This window comes from Pseudomonas sp. MF4836, assembly GCF_002018875.1.
Lineage (GTDB): Bacteria > Pseudomonadota > Gammaproteobacteria > Pseudomonadales > Pseudomonadaceae > Aquipseudomonas.
On the sequence record NZ_MVOL01000021.1, the window covers coordinates 17,387 to 35,767 of the forward strand.

Sequence of the window (18,381 nt, forward strand, 5' to 3'; positions counted from 1 at the left end):
CCCAGAACCCTGCAGGAGCCCCATGGAGCAATTTCGCAATATCGGCATTATCGGTCGCCTGGGCAGTTCGCAGGTGCTTGACACAGTTCGCCGACTGAAAAGGTTTCTGCTCGAACGCCACCTGCACGTGATCCTCGAGGACACCATCGCCGACGTGCTGCCAGGCCACGGCCTGCAGACCTCGTCGCGCAAAATGCTCGGTGAAGTCTGCGACATGGTGATCGTGGTCGGCGGCGACGGCAGCCTGCTTGGCGCCGCCCGCGCCCTGGCCCGGCACAACACGCCGGTGCTGGGGATCAACCGCGGCAGCCTGGGCTTTTTGACCGATATTCGCCCGGACGAGCTGGAGATCAAGGTCGCCGAGGTGCTGGACGGCCACTACCTGGTGGAGAACCGCTTCCTGCTTCAGGCCGAAGTCCGCCGTCACGCCGAGGCCATCGGTCAGGGCGACGCGCTGAATGACGTGGTGCTGCACCCGGGCAAGTCGACGCGGATGATCGAATTCGAAATCTACATCGATGGCCAGTTCGTCTGCAGTCAGAAGGCCGACGGCCTGATCGTCGCCACGCCGACCGGTTCCACGGCCTATGCGCTGTCGGCCGGCGGGCCGATCATGCATCCCAAGCTCGATGCCATTGTGATTGTGCCGATGTACCCCCATACCTTGTCAGGCCGGCCAATTGTGGTCGATGGCAACAGTGAGCTGAAAATCGTCGTGTCCAAAGATATGCAGATCTATCCGCAAGTCTCCTGTGACGGGCAGAACCACTTTACCTGTGCGCCCGGCGACACCGTCACGGTCAGCAAGAAGGCGCAGAAGCTGCGCCTGATCCATCCGCTGGACCACAACTACTACGAGGTTTGCCGGACCAAACTCGGCTGGGGCAGCCGGCTGGGTGGTGGAGGCGACTGATGCTCGATCCCGCGCGAAGTTACGACCTGATCGGCGACGTGCACGGGTGCGCCCTGACCCTTGAGCACTTGCTCGACCGGCTCGGTTACCACAGGCAGGGTGGCGTCTGGCGGCACCCGTCACGCATGGCGGTGTTCCTCGGCGACATCATCGACCGCGGCCCGCGAATCCGCGAAGCGCTGCATATCGTCCACGACATGGTCGAGGCCGGCCAGGCGCTGTGCATCATGGGCAACCATGAATTCAACGCCCTGGGCTGGAGCACCCCGGCGCCTGCGGGCAGCGGCAAGCAGTTCGTGCGCGAGCACACGCCGCGCCACGCGCGCCTGCTCAGCGAGACCCTGAACCAGTTCGAGCAGCACCCCGGCGACTGGCATGACTTCCTCGGCTGGTTTTACAAGCTGCCGCTGTTCGTCGATGCCGGGCGTTTTCGCGTGGTGCACGCCTGCTGGGATGCGGGGCTGATTGCGCCCCTGCGCGCGCAGTACCCCAACGGCTGCATCGACGAGGTGTTCCTCCAGGCCTCGGCGCTCCCCGACAGCTTCGCCAGCCTGGCCTTCGACCGCCTGCTGCGTGGCACCGACATGCGCCTGCCCCATGGCCAGACCATGACCAGCGGCGATGGCCTGACCCGTTCGTTCTTTCGCACCAAGTTCTGGGAAGACGACCCGCAGACCTACGGCGACATCGTGTTTCAGCCCGATGCGCTGCCGGAGCCGGTGGCCTGCATGCCGCTGTCCTCCAGTGAAAAAAGCAACCTGTTGCGCTACGCCAGCGACGAGCCGTTGCTGTTCGTCGGCCACTACTGGCGCAGCGGCAAACCGGCGCCGTTGCGCGCCAACCTGGCGTGCCTGGACTACAGTGCCGTGCTCTACGGCAAGCTGGTGGCCTATCGCCTGGACCAGGAAACCCGCCTGGATCCACATAAATTCGTCTGGGTCGATGTTGAGCGGCCGGAGGCTCTGGGATGAGTGCTGTTGCAGTATTGCGTCTGCCGCTGGCGGTGGATTTGAGCGGTTTTGTCACCTTGCTTCAGCGTATGCAGGTGCCGCACCGGGTCAGCGAAGAGGCGGGCGAGCAGGTACTGTGGGTGCCGGATTCGATCAGTGCCGATGTGCGTGCGTTGTACGAGCGCTTTCCCGGCGGCGACCCCGAGCAGCAGCTGGACCTGCCGCAAGTGCCGACCGCTGGCGCGCGCCCGGGCTTCAAGGAACAGTTGCGCCGCAGCCCGATGACCGCCCTGGTGCTGCTGGCGAGCCTGATCGTGTGCGCGGTGACCCTGTTGGGCGACAACCTGGACACCCTGCGCTGGCTGACCTTTCTCGAGTTTCGCGTCACCGGCGACTACATCCAGTTCACGCCTCTGGCCGACAGCCTGGCAGCGGGGCAGTGGTGGCGTCTGGTGACGCCGATGCTGATCCACTTCGGTTTCCTGCACATCGCCATGAACGGCATGTGGTACTGGGAGCTGGGGCGGCGCATCGAGTTGCGCCAGGGCAGCATCAACCTGCTGGGCCTGACCCTGCTGTTCAGCCTGGTGTCGAACTTCGCCCAATACTATTTCAGCGGCCCGACCCTGTTCGGCGGCCTGTCCGGGGTCCTGTACGGTCTGCTCGGGCATTGCTGGATCTATCAATTGCTGGCGCCCAACCCGATCTATCGCCTGCCGCGCGGCGTGCTGGTGATGATGCTGGTGTGGTTGCTGCTGTGCCTGTCCGGGCTGGTCTCGATGATCGGTTTCGGGGAAATCGCCAATGCCGCCCACGTCGGCGGGTTGCTCGTCGGATGCCTCACAGGTTTGTTGGGTGGCTTGTATGGCCGCCGTAAACTGGCCCTTTAATGCTGGAGACCGTTGCATGTCCTCTTTTGTAGAAATGATCGAAAACATCACCCCGGAGATCTACCAGAGCCTCAAGCTCGCGGTGGAAATCGGCAAATGGTCCGACGGCCGCAAGCTCACCGCCGAGCAGCGTGAACTGTCGTTGCAGGCGGTCATCGCCTGGGAAATGCAGAACCTGCCCGAGGAAGAGCGGACCGGCTACATGGGGCCGCAGGAATGCTCCTCGAAGTCGGCGCCGGTGCCGAACATCCTGTTCAAGTCGGATGCCATCCATTGATTGAGATTGGCCGCGGTGCAATCAGCAAGATGTCGGCGCGCCTTGACGGGCCGAACGTTCAATACGCCTTTCGCCTGGGCGAGCAGGAGGTGCCGGTCAACCCGATGATCGGCACCCAGGTCCGCCTGGAGTTCCTCGGGGCGATCCACTGCTCCCATTGCGGACGCAAGACCAAGACCAGTTTCAGCCAGGGTTACTGCTACCCGTGCATGACCAAGCTGGCCCAGTGCGACCTGTGCATCATGAGCCCGGAGCGTTGCCACTACGACGCCGGCACGTGCCGCGATCCGTCCTGGGGCGAGCAATTCTGCATGACCGACCACGTGGTCTATCTGGCCAACTCCTCGGGGGTCAAGGTCGGCATCACCCGCGCCACCCAGCTGCCGACCCGCTGGCTGGACCAGGGCGCGAGCCAGGCGCTGCCGATCATGCGCGTAGCCACCCGCCAGCAATCGGGCTTCGTCGAAGACCTGCTGCGCAGCCAGGTGGCCGACAAGACCAACTGGCGCGCCCTGCTCAAGGGCGACGCACCCGCCGTCGACCTGGTGGCCGTGCGCGAACAGTTATTCGCCTCCTGCGCCGAGGGCCTGCAAGGTTTGCAGGAACGCTTCGGGCTGCAGGCGATCCAAGCGCTGAGCGATGTACAGCCGTTGGAAATCCGTTACCCGGTCGAGCAGTACCCGGCCAAGATCGTCAGCTTCAACCTGGACAAGAACCCGATTGCCGAAGGCACGTTGCTGGGGATCAAGGGCCAATACCTGATCTTCGACACCGGCGTGATCAATATTCGTAAATACACGGCCTATCAGCTCGCCGTGCATCAGTAGAAGGATTCGAACCATGCGCACCGATCAACCGAAGATGATTTACCTGAAGGACTATCAGGCGCCCGAGTACCTGATCGACGAGACGCACCTGACCTTCGAGTTGTTCGAGGACCACAGCCTGGTCCATGCGCAACTGGTGATGCGGCGCAACCCGGCACGCGGCGCCGGTCTGCCGCCGCTGGTGCTGGACGGCCAGTTGCTGGAGTTGCTGTCGGTCAGCCTGGGCGATCGCGAACTGAGCGCCGCCGACTACCAGCTCGACGACAGCCACCTGACCCTGCAACCGACGGCCGAGCGCTTCACTGTCGACACCAGCGTGCGCATTCATCCGGAAACCAACACTGCCCTGGAAGGCCTGTACAAATCCGGCGGCATGTTCTGCACCCAGTGCGAGGCCGAAGGCTTTCGCAAGATCACCTATTACCTCGATCGCCCGGACGTGATGAGCACGTTCACCACCACCGTGTCGGCCGAGCAGCACAGCTACCCGGTGCTGCTGTCCAACGGCAACCCGATTGCCAGTGGCCCCGGCGAAGACGGCCGGCACTGGGCGACCTGGGAAGACCCGTTCATGAAGCCGGCCTACCTGTTCGCCCTGGTGGCCGGTGACCTGTGGTGCGTCGAAGACAGCTTCACCACCATGAGCCAGCGCAACGTGGCGCTGCGCATTTATGTCGAGCCGGAAAACATCGACAAGTGCCAGCACGCCATGAACAGCCTGAAGAAATCCATGCGCTGGGATGAAGAGACCTACGGTCGCGAGTACGACCTCGACATCTTCATGATCGTGGCGGTCAATGACTTCAACATGGGTGCCATGGAGAACAAGGGCCTCAATATCTTCAACTCCAGCGCCGTGCTGGCCCGCGCCGAAACCGCGACCGACGCTGCGCACCAGCGGGTCGAGGCGATCGTCGCCCACGAATACTTCCACAACTGGTCGGGCAACCGCGTGACCTGCCGCGACTGGTTCCAGCTGTCGCTCAAGGAAGGTTTTACCGTGTTCCGCGATGCCGGGTTCTCCTCGGACATGAACTCGCCGACAGTCAAGCGCATCCAGGATGTGGCGTACCTGCGGACCCACCAGTTCGCCGAAGACGGCGGCCCCATGGCCCATGCCGTGCGTCCGGAAAGCTTTATCGAGATTTCCAACTTCTACACCCTGACCGTGTACGAGAAGGGCTCGGAAGTCGTCGGCATGATCCGCACCCTGGTGGGCGCCGAGGGCTTTCGCAAGGGCAGCGACCTGTATTTCGAGCGCCACGATGGCCAAGCCGTGACCTGCGATGACTTCATCAAGGCCATGGAAGATGCCAACGCCGTCGACCTGACCCAGTTCAAGCGCTGGTACAGCCAGGCCGGCACACCACGCCTGGCCGTCAGCGAAGCCTATGACCCGGCGGCCAAGACCTACAGCCTGACCTTCCGCCAGAGCTGCCCGGCGACCCCGGACAAGGTCGAGAAACTGCCGTTTGTGATTCCCGTGGCCCTGGGCCTGCTCGATAGCACCGGTGCCGACATCGCCCTGCGCCTGGTCGGTGAAGCCACCGCCCAGGGCACGTCCCGTGTGTTGTCGGTGACCGAGGCCGAGCAGACTTTTACCTTCGTCGACATCGCCGAACAGCCGTTGCCGTCGCTGCTGCGGGGCTTCTCGGCCCCGGTGAAGCTGAGCTTCCCCTACAGCCGCGACCAGTTGATGTTCCTCATGCAACACGACAGCGACGGTTTCAACCGTTGGGACGCCGGCCAGCAATTGTCGGTGCAGGTGTTGCAGGAGCTGATCGCTCAGCAGCAGAAGGGCGAAGCCCTGGCGATGGACCCGCGCCTGGTCACGGCGCTGCGCAGCGTATTGACCGACGACAGCCTGGATCAGGCCATGGTCGCGGAAATGCTCTCGCTGCCGGGCGAGGCCTACCTCACCGAAATCAGCGAAGTGGCCGACGTCGAGGCCATCCACGCCGCCCGCGAATTTGCCCGCCGGCAGTTGGCCGATGAGCTGTTCGAGCCTTTGTGGCAGCGTTATCAGACCAATCGCGAAGTGTCCAAACGCACGCCTTATGTGGCCGAGGCGGAACATTTCGCCCGACGTGCTTTGCAGAACATTGCCCTGTCGTACGTGATGGTCAGCCGCAAGCCGGAATTCCTGGTGCCGGCGGCGGCCAAGGAGCAGTTCGAGCACGCCGATAACATGACCGAACGCCTGACCGCACTGGCGGTGCTGGTCAATTCCCCTTACGAGGAAGAAAAGGCCTGGGCCCTGGAACTGTTCGCCGAGAACTTCAAGGACAACCCGCTGGTCATGGATCAATGGTTCAGCGTCCAGGCCGCCAGCGGTCTGCCGGGTGGCCTGGCGCGGGTCAAGGCGCTGATGCAGCACCCGGCGTTCAACATCAAGAACCCGAACAAGGTGCGGGCGCTGATCGGTGCTTTCGCCGGGCAGAACCTGATCAACTTCCATGCGGCGGATGGTTCCGGCTACCGCTTCCTGGCGGACCTGGTGATCGAGCTCAACGCCTTCAACCCGCAGATCGCCTCGCGCCAGCTGGCGCCGCTGACCCGCTGGCGCAAATACGACAGTGCCCGCCAGGCACTGATGAAAGCCGAACTGGAGCGCATCCGCGCCTCGGGCGAACTGTCCAGCGACGTGTTTGAAGTCGTGAGCAAAAGCCTGGCCTGATCGGTTGACACCGCAAGCCCCGCCCGGTCGCCCCGGGCGGGGCTTTTTCATGCCGCAAGATCCAAGCCCGCCGTCGCCGCTGCCGAGGCACGAGGCTGCGCTGGCCCTGATGAGCGCCGCTGTTCACCAGGCATATCAACAGTGCTGCAGATGACCAGCGTCCGAACGCGGCCCGAGCCTGGCGACAGCGGCTACAGATAACCTCTGCAAATTATCCGGCGGCTTGTGTTTATCAGGGCGACGAATGGCAGGCCATTCAGCTATCGTCTCATCGCCTCGAGTTAACAAAAGATAACGCGGTGTCGATTGTCAGACCTTTCCAAAGCCCGATAGGATAGATCTGCTTCCGAAGGGGCTCTAGATTGCAGGTTTCAGGACGGTATCCGGGATCAGTCAATCGTCAGGCACGCCCTGCGCGGCGCCCTTAAAGGTTGAATGACCTAACAATAATAATGGGGGAAAGGTCTATGAGTGAGCCTGTCATGGGTGTGGGTTGTTGCCGCCCGCCGGCCTTACGCAGATTCGCGTTGCTGGCTACAGCGCTCTCGCTGTTGGGGGTTGCCGCGTTGTCGGTCCCCGTCCAGGCTGCCGATACGGCGGCAGTCGCTGTTGCGACAACCGATGCCGCCGCTGCTGCGGTCTATTCCACCGAGTCGGCCAAGGCTGCCAAAAGCCTGATGCTCGACGTCGTGCACGCCGGCAAACGCCTGGTGGCGGTCGGCGATCGTGGGCACATTCTCTATTCCGACGACCAGGGCCAGACCTGGACCCAGGCCAAGGTGCCGACCCGGCAACTGCTGACGGCGGTGTACTTCGTCGACGACAAGCTGGGCTGGGCCGTCGGCCACGATGCGCAGATCCTCGCCAGCACAGACGGTGGCGCCACCTGGATCAAACAATTCGAAGACCTCAAGCGTGAAGCGCCGTTGCTCGACGTCTGGTTCAAGGACGCCAGCACCGGCTTTGCCGTGGGTGCCTACGGCGCCTTGCTGGAAACCACCGATGGCGGCCAGCACTGGGAAGACGCCAGCGAGCGCCTGGACAACGAAGACCAGTACCACCTCAACGCGATTGCCGCGGTGAAGGACGCGGGGCTGGTGATTGTCGGCGAGCAGGGCAGCCTGTTTCGTTCCGCCGACTGGGGCCAGACCTGGGAGCGCCTCGAAGGCCCGTACCACGGCTCGCTGTTCGGCGTGATCGGCACCGCCGAAGCCAATACCCTGCTGATCTACGGCTTGCGCGGCAACCTGTACCGTTCCACCGACTTCGGCAGCACCTGGGACCAGGTCGAGCTCAACGCCGCCCGTGGCGCCCTGGAGTTCGGCCTGTCGGGCGCGACCCTGCTCGACGACGGCACCCTGGTGATCGTCGGCAACGGCGGCAGTGTGGTGCAAAGCCATGACCACGGCCTGACCTTCAGCGTCTTCAACCGTCCCGACCGCATCTCCTTGTCGGCGGTGACGGCCGCGGGCGACGGCAATTTGATTCTGGTGGGGCAGGGTGGCGTACGCACGACCTCGCCGACAGGCGCTGAGCTGAGCAAATGAGCCGGGCACATAATAAGAAGGCGGGGACATCATGAGCAGTCATCATCAAGACAAGGCGACGTTTCTCGAGCGCCTGATTTTCAACAACCGCCCGGCAGTGATCCTGATTTGCCTGGTGGTGAGTATTTTCCTGTTCTGGCAGGCGACGCTGATCCGGCCGTCCACCAGCTTTGAAAAAATGATCCCGCTCAAGCATCCCTTCATTGAAAAAATGATGGAGCACCGCAACGACCTGGCGAACCTGGGCAACACCGTGCGCATTTCGGTGGAGGCCAAGGACGGTGACATCTTCAGCAAGGAGTACATGGAGACCCTGCGGCAAATCAACGACGAGGTGTTCTACATCTCCGGCGTCGATCGCTCGGGCCTCAAGTCGCTGTGGAGCCCCAGCGTGCGCTGGACCGAAGTCACCGAAGAGGGGTTTGCCGGCGGTGAGGTGATCCCGCAGAGCTACGACGGTTCGGCCGACAGCCTGGAGCAGTTGCGCAATAACGTGCTCAAGTCCGGGCAGGTCGGGCGCCTGGTGTCCAACGACTTCAAGTCGAGCATCGTCGACATTCCGCTTCTGGAGTCCTACCCGGACCCGCAGGACCAGGGCAAGTTGCTGGCCCTGGACTACCAGAAGTTCTCCCACGAGCTGGAAGACAAGATCCGCAACAAGTTCGAGGCGCAGAACCCCAATGTGAAGATCCACATCGTCGGTTTCGCCAAGAAAGTCGGCGACCTGATCGATGGCCTGATCATGGTGGTGATGTTCTTCGGCATCGCCTTCGTCATCACCCTGGTGCTGCTGTACTGGTTCACCTGGTGCATCCGCAGCACCATCGCGGTACTGATCACCACCCTGGTGGCGGTGGTCTGGCAGTTGGGGTTGATGCACGCCTTCGGTTTCGGGCTGGACCCGTATTCGATGCTGGTGCCGTTCCTGATCTTCGCCATCGGCATTTCCCACGGGGTGCAGAAGATCAACGGCATCGCCCTGCAATCCAGCGGGGCGGATAACGCCCTGACGGCGGCCAGGCGAACGTTCCGCCAACTGTTCCTGCCGGGGATGATCGCGATCCTGGCCGACGCGGTGGGCTTTATCACGTTGCTGATCATCGATATCGGGGTGATCCGCGAGCTGGCCATCGGCGCGTCGATCGGCGTGGCGGTGATTGTGTTCACCAACCTGATTCTGTTGCCGGTGGCGATTTCCTATGTCGGCATCAGCAAGCGGGCGATCGAACGCAGCAAGAAAGACGCGACCCGCGAGCATTCGTTCTGGCGCCTGCTGTCGAACTTCGCCAGCCCGAAAGTCGCACCGGTGTCCATCGCCCTGGCCCTGGTGGCCTTCGGTGGCGGCCTCTGGTACAGCCAGAACCTGAAGATCGGCGATCTCGACCAGGGCGCGCCGGAGCTGCGTCCGGACTCGCGCTACAACAAAGACAACAGCTTCATCATCAATAATTACTCCACCAGCTCCGACGTCCTGGTGGTGATGGTCAAGACTGCCGCCGAAGGCTGTTCGCGCTACGAGGCCATGGCGCCGATCGACGAGCTGATGTGGAAGATGCAGAACACCGAGGGCGTGCAGTCGGCGATCTCCCTGGTGACCGTGTCCAAGCAGATGATCAAGGGCATGAACGAAGGCAACCTGAAATGGGAAACCCTGTCGCGCAACCCGGACGTACTCAACAACTCCATCTCCCGTGCCGATGGTCTGTACAACAACAACTGCTCATTGGCGCCGGTCCTGATCTTCCTCAATGACCACAAGGCCGCGACCCTCGACCGGGCGGTGCATGCGGTGCAGGAGTTCGCCAACGAGCACAACAAGGACGGCCTGGAGTTCCTGCTGGCTGCGGGGAACGCCGGTATCGAAGCCGCGACCAACGAAGTGATCAAGGAGTCGGAGCTGATCATCCTGATCCTGGTGTACATCTGCGTCGCCACCATGTGCATGATCACCTTCCGCTCTTGGGCGGCGACCCTGTGCATTGTGCTGCCACTGGTGCTGACCTCGGTGCTGGGCAACGCGCTGATGGCGTTCATGGGCATCGGGGTCAAGGTGGCGACCCTGCCGGTGGTAGCGCTCGGGGTGGGGATCGGGGTCGACTACGGCATCTATATCTACAGCCGCCTGGAAAGCTTCCTGCGCGCCGGCCTGCCGCTGCAAGAGGCCTACTACCAGACGCTGAAATCCACCGGCAAGGCCGTGCTCTTCACCGGCCTGTGCCTGGCCATTGGCGTGGCGACCTGGATCTTCTCGGCAATCAAGTTCCAGGCCGACATGGGCTTGATGCTGACCTTCATGCTGCTGTGGAACATGTTCGGCGCGCTGTGGCTGCTGCCGGCGCTGGCACGCTTCCTGATCAAACCGGAGAAACTGGCCGGGCAGAAGGGCAACTCGCTGTTCGCCCACTGACGGCCCGCCGTCCAACAAGCCGCAACCCAGGTTGCGGCTTTTTTATGCCTCTAGTGCGGCCCATGTCCACCTGACACGCCACGGCGTTCATTCCAGCCAGCGCAGCCTCGCGGGCTCGGCAGCGGCTACAGCTTCGCGCGACTCTTTTAGGTCGGCCGGGGTCTGAGCAGCTATCATTGCGGCTTTCCCTTTTGATGATTGACTGCCATGACCGCTACCTTGCTCACCGCCCTTGAAACCTGCGACATGCTGGAGATCGACGGCCTGCATGCCTTTGATTTCTCCCTCGACGACCAGCAGTTGCTGATCGAATGCATGGACGGCCGGGCGGCCAAGCGCTGGAACTTCAGCCTGGCCCAGGTGCAGGCCGCAACCTTCGATGAGACCTTGCAAAGCTGGACCATCCTTGGCGATTCCGGCGAGCACCGCCTGGTGTGCATGAGCGCGTTCACTGCCCGCGATGATGAGGAAGAGCACGATGAAGATGCGTAATTTCTGGCCTCTGCTGATGGCCGGCAGTGTCGGCGCCATGGGCGTCCAGGCGGCGCCTGTGGACAGCCACGAACTGTTGGTCGGTTCCTACACCCAGGGCACCAGCGAAGGGATCTACCGCCTGCAGTTCGACAGCAGCACCGGGCAGATCGCGGCCAAGGCGCTGCAAGTGGTGAAGAGCGCCAACCCGTCCTGGCTGACACTGTCCCGGGACCAGAAACTGCTGTTTGCGGTCAATGAAAACGGCCCCGGCCAGGCCGATCCGGTGGGCCGGGTCAGCAGCTTTCGCCTCGACCCCAAGAGCCACCAGCTGCACCTGATCAATCAGGTGCAAAGCCTGGGCAATGAACCCACCCATTCCAGCCTCAGCGCCGATGGCCGTTACCTGTTCGTCGGCAACTACTCGGTGAGCGAAGACCCGGGCGGCAGCCTGGCGGTATTGCCGGTCAGCCCCGAGGGCAAGCTGTCGCCGCCGGTGCAACTGAGCAGCCACCCGGCGAGTCGGGTCAATCCGGAGCGTCAGGTTTCGGCCCACGTGCATTCCGTGGTGTCAGCCCCTGACGGGCAATTTGTCTTCGCCAATGACCTGGGCGCCGACAAGATCTTCGTCTACCGCTACGACCCCAAGGCCAACCCCGAGCTACCGCTGACCGCCGCCAAGCCGGCCTTCGTCAGCCTGCCGCCGGGCAGCGGCCCGCGCCATCTGCTATTCAGCGCCGATGGCAAGCACGCTTACCTGAGCATGGAAATGAGTGCCCAGGTCGCGGTGTTCGATTACCAGGCCGGGCAGTTGACCCAGCGCCAACTGGTCGACCTGGCCGCCGAGCAGCCGCCTGAGAAGCGCGCCGGTGCAGCCCTGCATGCCTCGGCGGACGGCAAGTTCCTGTATGTCAGCAATCGCGGCACCGCCAATGAGTTGCTGGTATTCGCCATCGACCCGGCCAGCGGCCAGCTCAAGGAGCTGCAACGGCGCTCGGTCGAGGGCGACCATCCACGGGAGTTCAGCCTCGATCCCAGTGGCAAGTTCGTCTTGATCGCCAACCAGAAAAGCAACCAGATCGTGGTCGTCGAGCGCGACCCGAACACCGGCCTGCTGGGTAAAACCGTGCAGAAACTGGCGTTCGATGCCCCCAGCGACATCAAGTTCCTGGTGCGTCAATAGGCCGCAGGCCCCGGTTTACGGGGCCTGCCTCCTTGTATTAATCCCACTGATATCCGCTACTTGTGCAATGAATTTCAACGCGCCCACCCTCGGGCGTAGTTTTGCTTCACCGCCCGGGCTCAACCGCCATACGGGAAGTCAACCAACTGCATCCGAGGGTTACCGCCATGAACTTCAATCTCTTCTCCGTGATCGCCGCTTCCGCCATCTCCGCCACCGTGGCCTTGCCTGCCAGCGCCAGCTCCGAGGTCAGCAGCAAACAGTCGCGCACCAACACCTACACCCAGAAATACCTGCAACAGAGCGCCAACTTCTACGCCGCCCTGGACCACAAGACCCAGCACTGAGCGTTCAACCACCCCTGTTTTCAAGCAGCGTATGCAGGAGCGAAGTCATTGGCTCCCCCTCGGTCACTCGGCGGGGTCAGCAGTGATGTCGCTCTTGCATCACGTGTTTGCGACACGCGAGCCTGGGGCCGGGAAATAGTCTTGGTAATGTCATATCGCCATATGTTTAAATTTGACGCTAACTTTTTGACTCTTTCCCAGCAAAGGATCGACAGCATGGTCATGCGTCTGGCAGTGGTACTTCTGTTTCTCTATTCCACCCCGATCGTCTCGGCGGCGCAGCCGGTCGAAGGCGAACCGGAAGCCTCACGCGAGCGCATGCTGAGTCTGTTGCAGGACTGAGTCTGCGCCGGACCTGCCAGGGCGCCCGTGATATCACCGGCGCCGGGGTCAATCAGCTTGGCTTGGCCATCGCCGCCACGAACAGTTCCGAGTCCAGGATCCGCCGCAGCCAATCCTGCAGGCGCGGGTAGGGCGCCTGGGCAAACCATTCGCGGTCGACATGGGCGAACTGGCGCACAAAAGGCACCAGGGCTGCGTCTGCCAGGCTCATGTGCTCGGCCAGCAGGTAGTCGCGCTCGCTCAATAACCGTTCCAGCCGCTGCAAAAACAGTTCGCCCTGAGCGCGGTAGTGCGCCATGGACTCCTGCGGATGGCGCTCGGGGTATTTGTAGCGATTGAGCCAGTGCTTGAAGCCCTGATCGTTGTCGCTGATCAGCGCCGCCATGGCCTCCTGTGCCGCCGGGTCCTGGCGCAGCAACCAATCCTGCGGGTCGTGCCGGGCCAGGGCCCAGCGCATGATGTCCAGGCTCTCATCGATCACCTGGCCTTGCACCTCCAGCACCGGCACCGTGCCTTTGCTCGACAGCGCGAGCATCTGCGCCGGCTTGGCCTTGAGGCTGACTTCGACGATGTCCACTGTCACTGCGCAGTAGCGCAGCGCCAGGCGGGCACGCATGGCGTAGGGGCAGCGGCGAAAGGAGTAGAGGGTCGCGGCGGCCTGACTCATTTGACCTCCAGGGTGCTCAGGCCGTTGCCTTGTCGGCGGACCTGGATCTGCACCGGAATTCGTTCGTGCATTTCCTGCACGTGGGAAATCACCGCCACCTTGCGCCCCTGGGCCTGCAAGCCATCCAGGGCGTCCATCGCCAGTTGCAGGGATTCCGGGTCGAGGCTGCCGAAGCCCTCGTCGATAAACAGCGATTCGATCTTCAGCGTGCTCGATGCCATGGACGCCAGGCCCAGGGCCAGTGCCAGGGACACGAGGAAGGTCTCGCCACCGGACAGCGAGTGCACCGAGCGCAGTTCATCGCCCATTTCCGTGTCCAGCACCAGCAGGCCAAGCATGCTGCCACCGCGTTTCAGGCGGTAGCGGCGCACCAGTTGCCGCAGCTGGGCATTGGCGTGGTGCACCAGCAGGTCGAGGTTGTAGGCCTGGGCGATCTTGCGGAAGGTGTCGCCGGTGGCCGAGCCGATCAGGGCGTTGAGGCGCGCCCAGCGCTGCCATTCGTTGTAGGCGTCGCTGATGCGCTGGCCCAGGGCCTGGTTGGCATCCTGGCGGCGTTGGTCTTCGCTCTGCTGCGCGCGCAGTTCCGCCACCTGCTGTTCGCTGGCCAGGGCCTCCTGCTGCAAGGCCTCCAGGGCCTGGGTCAATTCCTCGGCCGCGAGGTTGCCGTTGTGCTGGGCCTGATGCTGTTCCAGGCGCTGCTGACGTTCCTGCAGCAATACCCTGGCCTGCTCGATGGCCTTGTCATTGGCTTGCAGGCGCTGACGCAACTGCTGGACCTGTGGTTCATCCAGAGCCAGCAGTTGCTGTAACCCCTCGTCATCGAGTTCGGGATGCCCGGCGCGCCAGTGTTGGATGCTGGCAGCCAGTTGTTGCTGTTCATCCTCCAGAGCCAGTCGCCGTTCTTCGCGGGCCTTGAGTTCGGCGCCGAGCTGGATCAGTTGCTGATGCAGGTCCTGGAGTTGCTGCTGGGCTGTGGCCTGGGCGCTGCGAGCCTGCTCCACGGCCTGATCCACGTGTTGTTGCCAGTGCTCGGCGCTGCTGTGTTGCCCCAGCAGCTCAGCGAGTTTGTGCTGGCAAGCCTGCTGCTGGGCGCTGAGCCCGGCGAACTGCTGCTGGGCGTCTGCCAGTTGCTGCTGACGGGTCAACTGGCGGTCCTGTTCTTTCTCCAGGGTCAGTTGGCGCTGTTGCTGTTCCTCGGCCTCGTCCTTGTGCTCGCGCAACTGCTCGATGCGTTGCAGCACCTGCTGGTCCAGCTGCACAAAGGTGTTGGCCGGGTCGCGGCGCAGGCCGTCGAGGACCTCGGCCGGCAGCAACTGATTGAAACTGGCCAGTTCTTCTTCCAGGCGCTGTTGGTCGGCGCCCAGTTGCTCCTGCTGTTTGTGCAGGTGCTGGGTCGCCTGCTGGCTGGCTTCGACGGCGAGCTGCAATTGCTGTTGCAGGCGTGCTGCGTCTTTTTGCAGGGTCAGCAGGGCACCCTGGCGGCTTTCATCCTGGGTGATGCTCTGCTGTAACTGCTCCAGTTGCTGATGCAGCCAGGCGTCCCGTCTGGCCGGGTCCTGGTCCAGCAGGCTGGCGCTCTGCGGGTGGGCTTGCAGGCTTGGGGCCAGGGCCTGTTGCTGGACCGCCAGTTGCTCCTGCTGTTGCAGAAACTCTTTCTGCTGGGCGATCAGGCCCTGGACCTGGGCCCGCAGTTCGTTGAGTTGCTCCTTGAGGCCATCCACGGTCTTGCGCGCGTTGGCCTCTTCGCTTTCGTCGTGGCGGCCGAGGCTCTGCAACAGGGCTTCGGGCTGGTGATAGGGGTGTTCGGCGCTGCCGCACACCGGGCACGGCTGGTCATCCTGCAACTGCCCGCGCAGCTCTTCGACACTGGCGCTGCGGGCCAGCCGCTGGCGCTCGAGCAGGGCCTGAGTGACGCTCAGGGTCTGCTCAGCCACCGTCAGCTCGGCCTTGGCCTGCAAGCCGACCTTGTTCAGTTCTTCGCGCTGGGTGGCCACTGTCTGCTGCTTGTCCAGCAGGGCCTGGCCGCGCTGGTCCAGTTCCTGCTGCTGGGCCCAAAGCCGTGCCAGGTCCTCGATGGCGCGCTGTTGCTTGCGGTTGTCCTTGAGCAGGCCGTCCAGCAGTTCGATCTGCTCGGCCACGGCCTGGGGTTCGGCGCCGGCTTCGCGGTAGAGCAGTTCCAGGTGCGCACGCTGCTCGCTCAAGTGTTGGGCGGCGGTATTGGATTGCTGTTCCAGGGCCGGCAGTTCTGCTTGGCCCTGGTTCAGGCGATTGCCGATCAGCATCAGCTGCTGCAAGCGTTCGCGGTAGACATTCCAGGCCTCGCCCAGGGGCGCGAGGGCGGCGCTTTGCGCCAGTTGCCCGGCGATTCGCTCCAGGCGCTCGCCCACCAGGCGCTGTTGTTCCAGCAGGTGCACAATGTTCTGCTGGCCTTCCACGCTTGCCGTTTCGGCGCGGCTCTGCTGTTGCCCGGCATCCTCCAGGCTCTGGCTCAGGCGGCTCAGGTTGCCCTGTTCGGCAAAGGCTTCGCGCAGCAACGGCACGCTGTCGCTGTGCTGGCTCTGGGCCTGGGCCAGGGCGGCGCCGGCATCCAGCAGCTGCTGTTGCAGCTGTTCGTGCCGCTGTTGCAGGTCGATCTGCTGCGCGGCCTGTTGCCCGATCTGCTGGCGTAGCGGTTCCAGGGCCTGGCTCAGTTCAGCCTGACGCAGAAACTGATGCCGCTGCGGCGCCAGGTGTTCCAGGCGCTGCAGGCGCAGGCGTTCCGGGGCCAGGGTTAGCCCCTCGTGCTCGGCGGCTTGCAACTGCTCGCTGGCGCTGTGCTGCGCCTCTTGCCACTGCCGCAGTTCCTTGAGCCAGGTGTTCTGCTGTTCTAACTGCCTGAGTTGGGCCTGCTGGGTCTTGAGCTGTTGCTGGGCGTCGTTGAAGCGCCGATCCAGCTCGGCCCGGGCCTCGGGCTCCAGGGGAACGATGCCGCTGGCCTGGGCCTTGAGCTCCTTGTGTACCTCTTCAGCTTCTTTGCTTTTGCTGTAGGCGCGCCGCCCCAGTTGGCTGTAGATCGCGGTGTTGGTGAGCTTCTCCAGCAATTCGCTGCGGTCCTTGTCATCGGCCTTGAGGAAGGCGCTGAACTCGCTCTGGGCCAGCATCACCGCGCGGGTGAACTGCTCGAAGTTGAGCCCGAGCTTGGCTTCGATCAGTTGCTTGTATTCGCTTTTGCTCTGGTTGCTCAGCAGCTGTTCCTGGTCCAGGTCCGTCAGGCTCTGGCGGCTGCCCTGCAACTTGCCGTTGGCCTTGTCCCGAGCGCGGTTGGCTTCCCAGCGCGCGCGGTAGCGACGGCCGTCGATGCCGACAAAGTCGACCTCGGCATAACCGCTGCCGGTGCCACGGCGCAGCAGGGTACGCGGGTCGCTGGTGAGGATCTCGCTGTCGACCTCCGGGACCTTGGTCTCGCGCCCGATATTGCTCAGGCGCGGCACGGCGCCGAACAGGGCCAGGCACAGGGCGTCGAGCAGGGTGCTCTTGCCGGCACCAGTAGGGCCGGTGATGGCGAACAGGCCGGCGCTGGCCAGGGGCTCGGCGGTGAAGTCGATCTCGAACGGGCCGGCCAGGGAGGCCAGGTTTTTCAGGCGGATGGCAAGAATCTTCATGGTTGTTCGGTCTCCATCTGCACGTCCTGCAGCAGCACCGCGAAGTCCTTGAGGGTCTGTTCGTCGACCTCGCTGCCGTAGTTGTCGTGCCAGGCGCGGCTGAACAGCTCCTGGGGGCTGAGCTGGTCGAGTTCGATCAGTTGCGCGCCGTCCTCGCTGCTGTCGCCGGTACGGTTGCCGGCGTATTCGGCGGCGATCCGCACCAGGCGCACGGCCTTGTTCTGCAGGGCGGTTTCCACTTGCTGGCGCAGGTCGGGCTGGGGTTCGTCGAGCCGTATCCGCACTTCCAGCCAGGGCTGGCGCTGTTCGTCGGCCAGCAGGTCGATGTCCGGCAGTTGCCCCAGTTGCAGCAGGATCTCGGCCAGTGGCGCCGGGCCCAGGCGTTGCAGGTGCACGGCGCGGGGAATCAGCCTGGGTTCGACGCTGACCAGGGTCTCGCCGTCCAGGCGCACGTCGAGGATCTGGTGCTTGTAGTCGATCTCCGAGAACGACAGCGGGATCGGCGAACCGCTGTAGCGGATGCGCTCTTCGCCGTTGACCTTTTGCGGTTTGTGCAAATGGCCGAGGGCGACGTAGCTGATGCTTGGGCCGAACAGGCTGGCGGGTAGGGCTTCGGCGTTGCCGATGATCAGGCTGCGCTCGGAGTCTTCCGAGATCGAGCCGCCGGCCATGTGCGCGTGGCTGATGGCGATCAGGGCCTGGCCCGGTTCGCGCTTGGCCTCGGCGGCGGCAATCAGGCGTGCATGCACCTGGCCGATGCCCTTGAGGTAGTCGTCGCCCAGTTGTGCGCCGGTGACTTCGGCCGGGCGCAAAAAAGGCAGCGCCAGGCACCAGCCGCCAATCGCGCCGCTGGCGTCGGGCAATGGCAGCAGCAGGCGTTCGGCGTCGAGCTGGCCGTCATCCAGCCATAGCACCCGGCCCAGGGCGTGGGTGCGCAGGCGCCGCATCAAGGGCGCGGGCAGTTCGATGCGAGCCCCGGAGTCGTGGTTGCCGGCGATCATCACGATGGTCAGCAGCGGCTGCTGTTCGTGGGCGCTGACGATAAAGTCGTACAGGCCTTCCTGGGCTTTGACCGGCGGGTTGACGGTGTCGAAGATATCGCCGGCGATCAGCAGCACATCGGGCTGCTCCTGCTTGAGCTGGCGCAGCAGCCAGTCGAGAAAGCTGGAATGTTCGAAGTCGCGTTCCTGGCCGTGGAGGTTCTGCCCCAGGTGCCAGTCGGAGGTGTGGAACAGTCGCAAA

General features: G+C 63.5%; 15 protein-coding genes. 12 read left to right on the forward strand and 3 right to left on the reverse strand.

Going from position 1 to position 18,381, the window contains the following annotated elements; genetic code table 11:
* Nucleotides 1–22 precede the first annotated feature (22 nt).
* The 12 genes from MF4836_RS32145 to MF4836_RS36005 all read left to right on the forward strand — a co-directional run bounded on the left by MF4836_RS32145 (nt 23) and on the right by MF4836_RS36005 (nt 12,831).
* Nucleotides 23–913, forward strand: coding sequence for an NAD(+) kinase (locus MF4836_RS32145; RefSeq protein WP_020296082.1), 891 nt, complete (start codon nt 23–25; stop codon nt 911–913).
* Nucleotides 910–1,884 carry a metallophosphoesterase gene (locus MF4836_RS32150; protein WP_178103002.1) on the forward strand — a complete coding sequence of 325 codons (975 nt, stop codon included), beginning with the start codon at nt 910–912 and terminating at the stop codon, nt 1,882–1,884. Before MF4836_RS32145 ends, MF4836_RS32150 begins: the two co-directional genes overlap by 4 nt.
* Nucleotides 1,881–2,753: a rhomboid family intramembrane serine protease gene (locus tag MF4836_RS32155; protein ID WP_078473743.1), complete on the forward strand. Its 873-nt coding sequence runs from the start codon at nt 1,881–1,883 to the stop codon at nt 2,751–2,753. Before MF4836_RS32150 ends, MF4836_RS32155 begins: the two co-directional genes overlap by 4 nt.
* Before the next feature lie 16 nt (nt 2,754–2,769).
* Complete coding sequence (locus MF4836_RS32160) at nt 2,770–3,030, forward strand: YeaC family protein (protein ID WP_020296079.1); 261 nt, start codon at nt 2,770–2,772, stop codon at nt 3,028–3,030.
* A complete protein-coding gene (locus MF4836_RS32165; protein ID WP_078473744.1) occupies nt 3,027–3,857 on the forward strand; it encodes a DUF2797 domain-containing protein in 831 nt (276 codons plus the stop codon). Before MF4836_RS32160 ends, MF4836_RS32165 begins: the two co-directional genes overlap by 4 nt.
* 13 nt (nt 3,858–3,870) lie before the next feature.
* A complete protein-coding gene (gene pepN / locus MF4836_RS32170; RefSeq protein WP_078473745.1) occupies nt 3,871–6,534 on the forward strand; it encodes an aminopeptidase N in 2,664 nt (887 codons plus the stop codon).
* 467 nt (nt 6,535–7,001) lie between these two features.
* Nucleotides 7,002–8,081 (forward strand): WD40/YVTN/BNR-like repeat-containing protein, encoded by a 1,080-nt coding sequence (locus tag MF4836_RS32175; protein ID WP_078473746.1) that lies wholly within the window; start codon nt 7,002–7,004, stop codon nt 8,079–8,081.
* 31 nt (nt 8,082–8,112) lie between these two features.
* Nucleotides 8,113–10,488, forward strand: a complete 2,376-nt coding sequence (locus MF4836_RS32180) for an efflux RND transporter permease subunit (protein ID WP_078473747.1) — start codon at nt 8,113–8,115, stop codon at nt 10,486–10,488.
* 198 nt (nt 10,489–10,686) lie between these two features.
* Nucleotides 10,687–10,980: a DUF5629 family protein gene (locus tag MF4836_RS32185; RefSeq protein WP_078473748.1), complete on the forward strand. Its 294-nt coding sequence runs from the start codon at nt 10,687–10,689 to the stop codon at nt 10,978–10,980.
* Nucleotides 10,967–12,142 carry a lactonase family protein gene (locus MF4836_RS32190; RefSeq protein WP_078473749.1) on the forward strand — a complete coding sequence of 392 codons (1,176 nt, stop codon included), beginning with the start codon at nt 10,967–10,969 and terminating at the stop codon, nt 12,140–12,142. Before MF4836_RS32185 ends, MF4836_RS32190 begins: the two co-directional genes overlap by 14 nt.
* A 167-nt stretch (nt 12,143–12,309) precedes the next feature.
* Nucleotides 12,310–12,489: a hypothetical protein gene (locus MF4836_RS32195; RefSeq protein ID WP_078473750.1), complete on the forward strand. Its 180-nt coding sequence runs from the start codon at nt 12,310–12,312 to the stop codon at nt 12,487–12,489.
* A gap of 216 nt (nt 12,490–12,705) precedes the next feature.
* Nucleotides 12,706–12,831: a hypothetical protein gene (locus MF4836_RS36005; RefSeq protein ID WP_020296071.1), complete on the forward strand. Its 126-nt coding sequence runs from the start codon at nt 12,706–12,708 to the stop codon at nt 12,829–12,831.
* A gap of 52 nt (nt 12,832–12,883) precedes the next feature.
* Here MF4836_RS36005 and MF4836_RS32200 read toward each other — a convergent pair whose 3' ends face one another.
* Genes MF4836_RS32200 through MF4836_RS32210 form a run of 3 tightly spaced genes read right to left on the reverse strand, consistent with a single transcriptional unit; the run spans nt 12,884 to nt 18,380 of the window.
* A complete protein-coding gene (locus tag MF4836_RS32200) occupies nt 12,884–13,498 on the reverse strand; it encodes a glutathione S-transferase (protein WP_078473751.1) in 615 nt (204 codons plus the stop codon).
* Nucleotides 13,495–17,139 (reverse strand): AAA family ATPase, encoded by a 3,645-nt coding sequence (locus MF4836_RS32205; RefSeq protein WP_078473752.1) that lies wholly within the window; start codon nt 17,137–17,139, stop codon nt 13,495–13,497. The genes MF4836_RS32200 and MF4836_RS32205 overlap by 4 nt, the downstream gene beginning before the upstream one ends.
* Entirely contained in the window at nt 17,136–18,380 is a 1,245-nt protein-coding gene (locus MF4836_RS32210; RefSeq protein WP_078473753.1) for an exonuclease SbcCD subunit D C-terminal domain-containing protein, read from the reverse strand. Before MF4836_RS32210 ends, MF4836_RS32205 begins: the two co-directional genes overlap by 4 nt.
* Nucleotide 18,381: the final 1 nt, after the last annotated feature.

Excerpts from the sequence above, each read along its gene's own strand:
- MF4836_RS32145 (WP_020296082.1), top strand. The coding sequence starts at position 23 with ATGGAGCAATTTCGCAATATCGGCATTATCGGTCGCCTGGGCAGTTCG.
- MF4836_RS32155 (WP_078473743.1), top strand. The coding sequence starts at position 1,881 with ATGAGTGCTGTTGCAGTATTGCGTCTGCCGCTGGCGGTGGATTTGAGC.
- MF4836_RS32160 (WP_020296079.1), top strand. The coding sequence starts at position 2,770 with ATGTCCTCTTTTGTAGAAATGATCGAAAACATCACCCCGGAGATCTAC.
- pepN (WP_078473745.1), top strand. The coding sequence starts at position 3,871 with ATGCGCACCGATCAACCGAAGATGATTTACCTGAAGGACTATCAGGCG.
- MF4836_RS32175 (WP_078473746.1), top strand. The coding sequence starts at position 7,002 with ATGAGTGAGCCTGTCATGGGTGTGGGTTGTTGCCGCCCGCCGGCCTTA.
- MF4836_RS32180 (WP_078473747.1), top strand. The coding sequence starts at position 8,113 with ATGAGCAGTCATCATCAAGACAAGGCGACGTTTCTCGAGCGCCTGATT.
- MF4836_RS32190 (WP_078473749.1), top strand. The coding sequence starts at position 10,967 with ATGAAGATGCGTAATTTCTGGCCTCTGCTGATGGCCGGCAGTGTCGGC.
- MF4836_RS32195 (WP_078473750.1), top strand. The coding sequence starts at position 12,310 with ATGAACTTCAATCTCTTCTCCGTGATCGCCGCTTCCGCCATCTCCGCC.
- MF4836_RS36005 (WP_020296071.1), top strand. The coding sequence starts at position 12,706 with ATGGTCATGCGTCTGGCAGTGGTACTTCTGTTTCTCTATTCCACCCCG.
- MF4836_RS32200 (WP_078473751.1), bottom strand. The coding sequence starts at position 13,498 with ATGAGTCAGGCCGCCGCGACCCTCTACTCCTTTCGCCGCTGCCCCTAC.
- MF4836_RS32205 (WP_078473752.1), bottom strand. The coding sequence starts at position 17,139 with ATGAAGATTCTTGCCATCCGCCTGAAAAACCTGGCCTCCCTGGCCGGC.